Source organism: Streptomyces sp. NPDC014656 (genome assembly GCF_043084305.1).
In the GTDB taxonomy this organism is placed as follows: domain Bacteria; phylum Actinomycetota; class Actinomycetes; order Streptomycetales; family Streptomycetaceae; genus Streptomyces.
Window position 1 is genome coordinate 411,977 of record NZ_JBIBZN010000004.1, and the last position, 6,468, is coordinate 418,444.

The 6,468-nt window shown below is 76.0% G+C and carries 5 protein-coding genes; 4 read left to right on the forward strand and 1 reads right to left on the reverse strand.

Annotation, left to right across the window (positions count from 1 at the left end; genetic code table 11):
* Window positions 1–59: 59 nt before the first annotated feature.
* Together ACF1ED_RS12565 and ACF1ED_RS12570 are read left to right on the forward strand one after the other, a co-directional pair.
* The gene (locus ACF1ED_RS12565; RefSeq protein WP_391759418.1) at window positions 60–974 is read left to right on the forward strand and encodes a TIGR01777 family oxidoreductase; all 915 of its coding nucleotides are present in this window, start codon (window positions 60–62) and stop codon (window positions 972–974) included.
* 186 nt (window positions 975–1,160) lie between these two features.
* A complete protein-coding gene (locus ACF1ED_RS12570) occupies window positions 1,161–2,585 on the forward strand; it encodes an NAD(P)/FAD-dependent oxidoreductase (protein ID WP_391759420.1) in 1,425 nt (474 codons plus the stop codon).
* Between the two features lie 16 nt (window positions 2,586–2,601).
* Here ACF1ED_RS12570 and ACF1ED_RS12575 read toward each other — a convergent pair whose 3' ends face one another.
* Window positions 2,602–4,101 carry a regulator gene (locus tag ACF1ED_RS12575; protein ID WP_391759422.1) on the reverse strand — a complete coding sequence of 500 codons (1,500 nt, stop codon included), beginning with the start codon at window positions 4,099–4,101 and terminating at the stop codon, window positions 2,602–2,604.
* Window positions 4,102–4,432: 331 nt separating this feature from the next.
* Here ACF1ED_RS12575 and lipB point away from each other — a divergent pair, with 331 nt between their 5' ends.
* Together lipB and lipA are read left to right on the forward strand one after the other, a co-directional pair.
* Window positions 4,433–5,242 (forward strand): lipoyl(octanoyl) transferase LipB, encoded by an 810-nt coding sequence (gene lipB / locus ACF1ED_RS12580; RefSeq protein ID WP_391759423.1) that lies wholly within the window; start codon window positions 4,433–4,435, stop codon window positions 5,240–5,242.
* Between the two features lie 101 nt (window positions 5,243–5,343).
* On the forward strand, window positions 5,344–6,297 hold the full coding sequence (gene lipA, locus ACF1ED_RS12585) for a lipoyl synthase (RefSeq protein WP_391759425.1): 954 nt from the start codon (window positions 5,344–5,346) through the stop codon (window positions 6,295–6,297).
* The last annotated feature ends 171 nt before the right edge of the window (window positions 6,298–6,468 follow it).

The window sequence follows — 6,468 nt, forward strand, 5'->3', positions numbered from 1 at the left end:
CGGCGCCACCGGCGGGCACCGGCCGCACCGAACGGGCGGACAGCGGGCAGGATGGGGCCATGCAGCCTTCCGCCCTCCGCAAGCGCGTCGCCGTCACCGGGGCCTCCGGCCTCATCGGCGCCGCCCTCGTCCGCTCCCTGCGCGCCGACGGGCACGACGTCCTCCGGCTCGTCCGCCGCCCCGCCGGGGCCGCCGACGAGGTGGAGTGGGACCCGAAGCGGCTCCATGTGGACGGTGCCGGACTCACCGGCGTCGACGCGGTCGTGCACCTGGCGGGCGCGGGCGTCGGCGAGCGCCGGTGGACCGAGGCGTACAAGCGGGAGATCCGGGAGAGCCGGGTGCTCGGCACCACCGCGATCGCCCGCACCCTCGCCGGGCTCGCCGAACCGCCGGAGGCGCTGGTCTGCGGCACCGCCCTCGGCTGGTACGGCGACACCGGCAGCCGCGCGGTGGACGAGAGCGCCCCGGCCGGCACCGGCTTCCTGCCCTCGGTCTGCGTGGAGTGGGAGGCCGCGGCGGCCCCCGCCGAGGAGGCCGGGATCCGGGTGACCTACGCCCGCACCGGTCTGGTGGTGGCCCGTCAGGGCGGCGCCTGGGGGCGGCTCTTCCCCGTCTTCCGCGCCGGACTCGGCGGACGGATGGGCGACGGGCACCAGTACTGGTCCTTCATCTCGCTCCACGACGAGGTCGCCGCCCTCCGCCACCTGATCGACACCCCCTCGCTCTCCGGCCCGGTGAACCTCACCGCCCCCGAGCCCGTCACCAACCGGGAGGTGACCGCGGCGATGGGCCGGGTGCTGCGCCGCCCGACCCCCTTCCCGGTCCCCGCGCCCGCGCTGAAGCTGGTCCTCGGGGACTTCGCGGCGGACGTCCTCGGCAGCCAGCGGGTGGTCCCGGAGCGGCTGCTCTCCTCCGGCTTCGCCTTCGCCTTCCCCACCATCGACGAGGCGATCCGGGCCGCCGCACCCCGCTGAGCGGGGCCCGAGCGCTCCCTGCGCTCCCCCGTGCTCCGGCAAGCCCGCCGCGCGCGGGCCCGCTGCCGTGGGAGCGCTGCCTAACCTCGGTGCCCACCAGTCGACACGGATCGCGAACCCGGGCATTCCGGGGGCCCGTTGGGGGCATAGGCCACCAACAGGCGGCGCAGACCTGGGGAGGGGCACGTGCTCAGTACCGCACGCAGCGCACAGCAGGCACAGCACGCGGACGACGTCTCGGAGGGCACCTCCGTGCCGGAGGCCGCACGGGGCACCACCGTCCCGGGGCCCCGGGGGGCCGGCGGGGGCGGCGACGGCCCCGGGGAGGTCGACGTCGTCGTCGTGGGCGCCGGTCTCGCGGGGCTCACGGCGGCCCGGCGGCTGACCGGGGCGGGGCTCTCGGTCGCCGTCCTGGAGGCCGAGCCCTTCCTCGGCGGCCGGCACGCCACCACCACGACGGACGGCTTCCGGCTCGACCGGGTGGGCCGGCTGCTCACCCTCTCCCCGGAGGAGCTGCGGGCCCTGCCGGGCCTGGAGGGCGTGGTGCCGCGCCCGTTCGCGCCCGGGGTGCTGATCCACTCCGACGGGCGGTACGCGCGCTGGGGCGCCCCGCACCCGAGGGCCCGCAGGGGCGCGCTCACCGTGGCGCGCGCCCTCGCGAGCGCCCCCCGGCATCCGGCGGCCTCGCTGGACCAGGCGCGGCTCGGCGCCTCGCTGGTGCGGCTCGCGGCGACCCCGACGCAGCGGCTGCTCGCCCGGCCCGAGCGGACCGCGCGCGAGGCGCTGTCGGGCCGGCTGCCGGCCAGGACCGTGCAGACGGTGCTGCGCCCGCTCCTCGCGGCGCTGCTCGCCGACCCGGACCTGGCGGTGTCGAGCCGGCGGGCGGACCTGGCGCTGCGGGCCTTCGCCCGGGGCCGGGTGTCGGTGCCGGAGGGCGGCACCGGGGTGCTGCCCTCCCGCCTCGCGGCGCTGCTGCCGCCGGGCACGGTGCGGACCGGCGTCCGGGTCACCCGGGTGTCGGCGGTGCGGGTGGTCACGGCGGAGCACGGGGCGGTCGGCTGCCGGGCGGTGGTCCTGGCGACGGGGGCGCGCTCGGCGGCGGAACTCCTGCCGGGCCTGCGGGTCCCGGCGTACCACCCGGTGACGGTGCTGCACCACACGGCGCCGACGGCGCCGGCGGCGGATCCGGCGCTGCTCCTGGAGTCGGACCCGGGCGGTCCGGTGGCGCACACGGCGGTGATGAGCGCGGTGGACCCGACGCGGGCGCCGGCGGGCCGGGCGCTGATCACCTCGACGGTCCTCGGGGCGCCGCCGGACGACACCGAGCGGCGGGTCCGCAAGCACCTGGCGGCGCTGTACGGGACCTCCACGGACGAGTGGGAGCTGCTGGCCCTGCACCACACCCGGGACGCGGTCCTGGCCACTCCCCCGGCGCACGACCCGTGCCGCTCGGTGCGGCTGCTCGCGGGCCTGTACGTGTGCGGCGACCACCGGGCGGCCGGCACCCTGCGCTCCACGCTGGCCTCCGGCGAGCGGGCCGCCGGCGCCGTCCTGGCCGACCTGGGCCTGCGCCCCGCGGTCCTGGAGGAGGCGGAGGAGGACGCGGCCTGACGGCCCCCGGGGCGGGTCAGACGGGCCCCAGGGCGGCCACGCGGTCGCGGTAGGTGCGGACGGGCGGGGCGTCGCGGTAGGGCTCCAGGCGGCGCTCGAAGTCGCGGACGTACTCGGTCGCGCGGGCCGAGCGCATCTCGGCGGCCTGCTGGGCGGCCTCGGCGCCGAGCGCGCACGCCTGGTCCAGCTCGCCGAGGGCGAGCCGGGCGGTGGCGAGGACGACCCGGCAGAAGAGGCGGCTGCGGGCGTAGCCGGGGGCGCGGAGCTGGAGGGCCCGCTCGGCGTGCTGGGCGGCGGGGCGGTACTGCTGGAGGTCGCGGTGGCAGTGGCCGAGCTCGTCGGCGAGCTGGGCCTCGTCGAAGGGGCGGGCCCAGTAGGGCACCTCGTCGCCGGGCCGGGCGGCCTCCAGGGCCCGCTCGGCGCGGACGAGGGCGGCGCTGCACGCGCGGGCCTCGGAGAGGACGGCGTGGCCGCGGGCCTCGACGGCGTGCAGCATCGCCTGGACGACGGGCGGGGCGGCGGGGCCGACGCCCTGCTGGGCGACCCGGGCGAGCTGCACGGCCTCGCGCCCGTGGCCGAGGTAGACGGCCTGGCAGCTCATGGTGAGGAGCACGTACGAGCCGTAGGCCCGGTCCCCGGCGGCCTGGGCGAGGCGCAGCGCCTGCACGAAGTAGCGCTGGGCGAGGCCGTGGGCGGCGATGTCGTACGAGGTCCAGCCGGCGAGCCGGGTGAGGTCGGCGGCGGCGGCGAAGAGGCGCCGGCCGGTGGTCTCGCCGTAGGTGCCGCGGAGCATGGGCTCGGCCTCGTGCTCCAGGTAGCGGACGAGGGCCTGGCGGGCGTGGCCGCCGCCGTAGGCGTGGTCGAGGGTGCGGAAGAGGTCGCCGACGGAGCGGAGGGCGGCGACGTCGCCGGCGGTGACGCGCTGGCCCGGACCCCGTTCGGTGCCGCGCTGGCGGGGGACGGAGAAGCGGCCCTGCGGGGGCACCCGGGGGTCCTGGCCGATCGGGCGGACCGGGCCGCCGGTGGCGGCGGGGCGGACCACCGGCACGGGCGGCTGCTCGCCGCGGGCGACCCGGTCGTCGGCGCGGCCGATGAGCCAGTCGCGACTGGGGACGACGAGGCCGGCCGGGGTGAAGGCGATCTTGCGGAGTTCGGCGTGGCTGCCGGAGTCCTTGCGCCAGAGGCCGCTGACGATGTCGACGGCCTCCTCGGGGGTGGCGGCGAACTCCAGGCCCGCGTAGACCGGCGCGCAGGCGTCGAGCCCGAGGTCCTGGGCGGTGAGCCGGCGGCCGAGCCGGCGGGTGAAGACCTCGGCGATGAGGGCCGGGGTGGTGCCGCGCGGCTGCTGACCGCGCAGCCACCGGGTCACGGAGGTCTTGTCGTACCGCAGGTCGAGCCCGTGCTCCAGGCCGAGCTGGTCCACCCTCCTGGCGAGTCCGGCGTTGGAGAACCCGGCCTCGGTGATGAGCGCGGCGAGCTGGCGGTTCGGGACGCGCTGCGGTGGTCGTTCCGTCATCGGCTGTGCGGTCTCCTGCCTTCCGGGCGCAGGTGGCAGCCCGTTTCGACCCTCATGGAACGGCGTGAATGTAGCGGTGATCCCGGCCCGTACCGCCACCTTCGCCCCACATTCATCCGATCGTGTGAGGAACCGGAACCCCCGTTGTCGCACCGCGCTGACCTCGGCCCGGCCCGCGCCGGCGGCCCTCCGGGCCTTCCACCTGCCCGAAGGAACGTATCGGCGCCGCCGTACAGTGGCAGGGGCGCGTAAGACGCAGGGTGCCGGGCCGGCTCCCGCCCCGGGACGATCCCCGGAACCCGGCCGCGGGCACCCGGGAGGAGGCATGGCCGTGAGTGAGCTGCAATTCGTCCGCCTGGGCTTCGGCGAGGACGCCGTCGAGTACCGGGCGGCCTGGGACAAGCAGCGCGAGGTGCACGCCGCGCGGTTCGCCGACGAGACCGTCGACACCTGTCTGCTCCTGGAGCACCCGCCGGTCTACACGGCGGGCCGGCGCACGGCGGAGAACGAGCGGCCCCTCGACGGGACCCCGGTCATCGACGTCGATCGCGGCGGCAAGATCACCTGGCACGGCCCCGGCCAGCTGGTCGGCTACCCGATCCTCAAGCTGCCCCGCCCGGTGGACGTCGTCGCGCACGTGCGCCGCCTGGAGGAGGCGCTGATCCGCACCGCCGCCGAGTTCGGCGTGGAGACCACCCGGATCGAGGGCCGCAGCGGGGTCTGGGTCCTCGGCGACCCGGTCGAGCGGCGGCCGTCCCTCGGCGGCCTCTCGCTGGACTTCGACCCGCGACTGACGGACGAGGAGTTCGACCCGCGGCTGCACGGCCCCGAGTACGCCCCATCCAACGCCGGGCAGCGCCGCGAGGACCGGAAGCTGGCCGCCATCGGCATCCGGGTCGCCAAGGGCGTCACGATGCACGGCTTCTCCTTCAACGTGAACCCGGACAACGCCTGGTTCGACCGGATCATCCCGTGCGGCATCCGCGACGCCGGCGTGGCCTCGCTCGCCAACGAGCTGGGCCGCGACGTCACCATCGAGGAGGTCCTCCCGGTGGTGGAGCGGCACCTGCGGGACGTGCTGGAGAACGCGGAGCCGAAGCCGCGGGAGGTCGTACGGGAGACGGCGCAGGCCCCCGCCTAGGAATGCCGGGCTCTGGCCACGGGTTGGCCAGACGTAGCAAGGCATGGAAGCAACGGGCGTACCCTGGTGTGCGCCGAAGAATCGAAGCTACAGGAGCCGATGTGTCCGCAGTCGCACCCGACGGACGCAAGATGCTGCGCCTGGAGGTCCGGAACGCCCAGACCCCCATCGAGCGCAAGCCCGAGTGGATCAAGACCCGCGCGAAGATGGGGCCCGAGTACACGAAGATGCAGAGCCTCGTGAAGAGCGAGGGCCTGCACACGGTCTGCCAGGAGGCGGGCTGTCCCAACATCTTCGAGTGCTGGGAGGACCGGGAGGCCACCTTCCTCATCGGCGGCGACCAGTGCACCCGGCGCTGCGACTTCTGCCAGATCGACACCGGCAAGCCGGAGGCGCTGGACCGGGACGAGCCGCGCCGCGTGGGCGAGTCCGTCGTCACGATGGACCTGAACTACGCCACCATCACCGGCGTCGCCCGCGACGACCTGGAGGACGGCGGCGCCTGGCTGTACGCGGAGACCGTGCGCCAGATCCACCAGCAGACCGCCGAGCGCGCCGCGGGCCGCACCAAGGTCGAGCTGCTGGCCCCCGACTTCAACGCGGTGCCGGAGCTGCTGGCGGAGGTCTTCGCCTCCCGCCCCGAGGTCTTCGCGCACAACGTGGAGACGGTGCCGCGGATCTTCAAGCGGATCCGCCCGGGCTTCCGCTACGAGCGCTCGCTGGACGTCATCACCCGGGCCCGTGACTACGGTCTGGTCACGAAGTCCAACCTGATCCTCGGCATGGGCGAGACCCGCGAGGAGATCAGCGAGGCGCTCCGGCAGCTGCACGACGCCGGCTGCGAGCTCATCACGATCACCCAGTACCTGCGCCCCTCGCTGCGCCACCACCCCGTGGAGCGCTGGGTGAAGCCGCAGGAGTTCGTGGAGCTGAAGGACGAGGCCGACGAGATCGGCTTCTCCGGCGTGATGTCGGGCCCGCTGGTCCGGTCCTCGTACCGCGCCGGACGCCTCTACCAGCAGGCGATGGAGCAGCGCAGCCGAGCCGGAGCGTAGGTTGCGGGTCCGTCCGAGGAACGAGGGCGGGCACGCGGCCGGAGCGGTGGCGAGGCGAAGCGCGACCGGAAGCCCGGAGCAGCGCAGCCGAGCCGGAGCGTAGGTTGCGGGTCCGTCCGAGGAACGAGGGCGGGCACGCGGCCGGAGCGGTGGCGAGGCGAAGCGCGACCG

Excerpts from the sequence above, each read along its gene's own strand:
- ACF1ED_RS12565 (WP_391759418.1), top strand. The coding sequence starts at position 60 with ATGCAGCCTTCCGCCCTCCGCAAGCGCGTCGCCGTCACCGGGGCCTCC.
- ACF1ED_RS12575 (WP_391759422.1), bottom strand. The coding sequence starts at position 4,101 with ATGACGGAACGACCACCGCAGCGCGTCCCGAACCGCCAGCTCGCCGCG.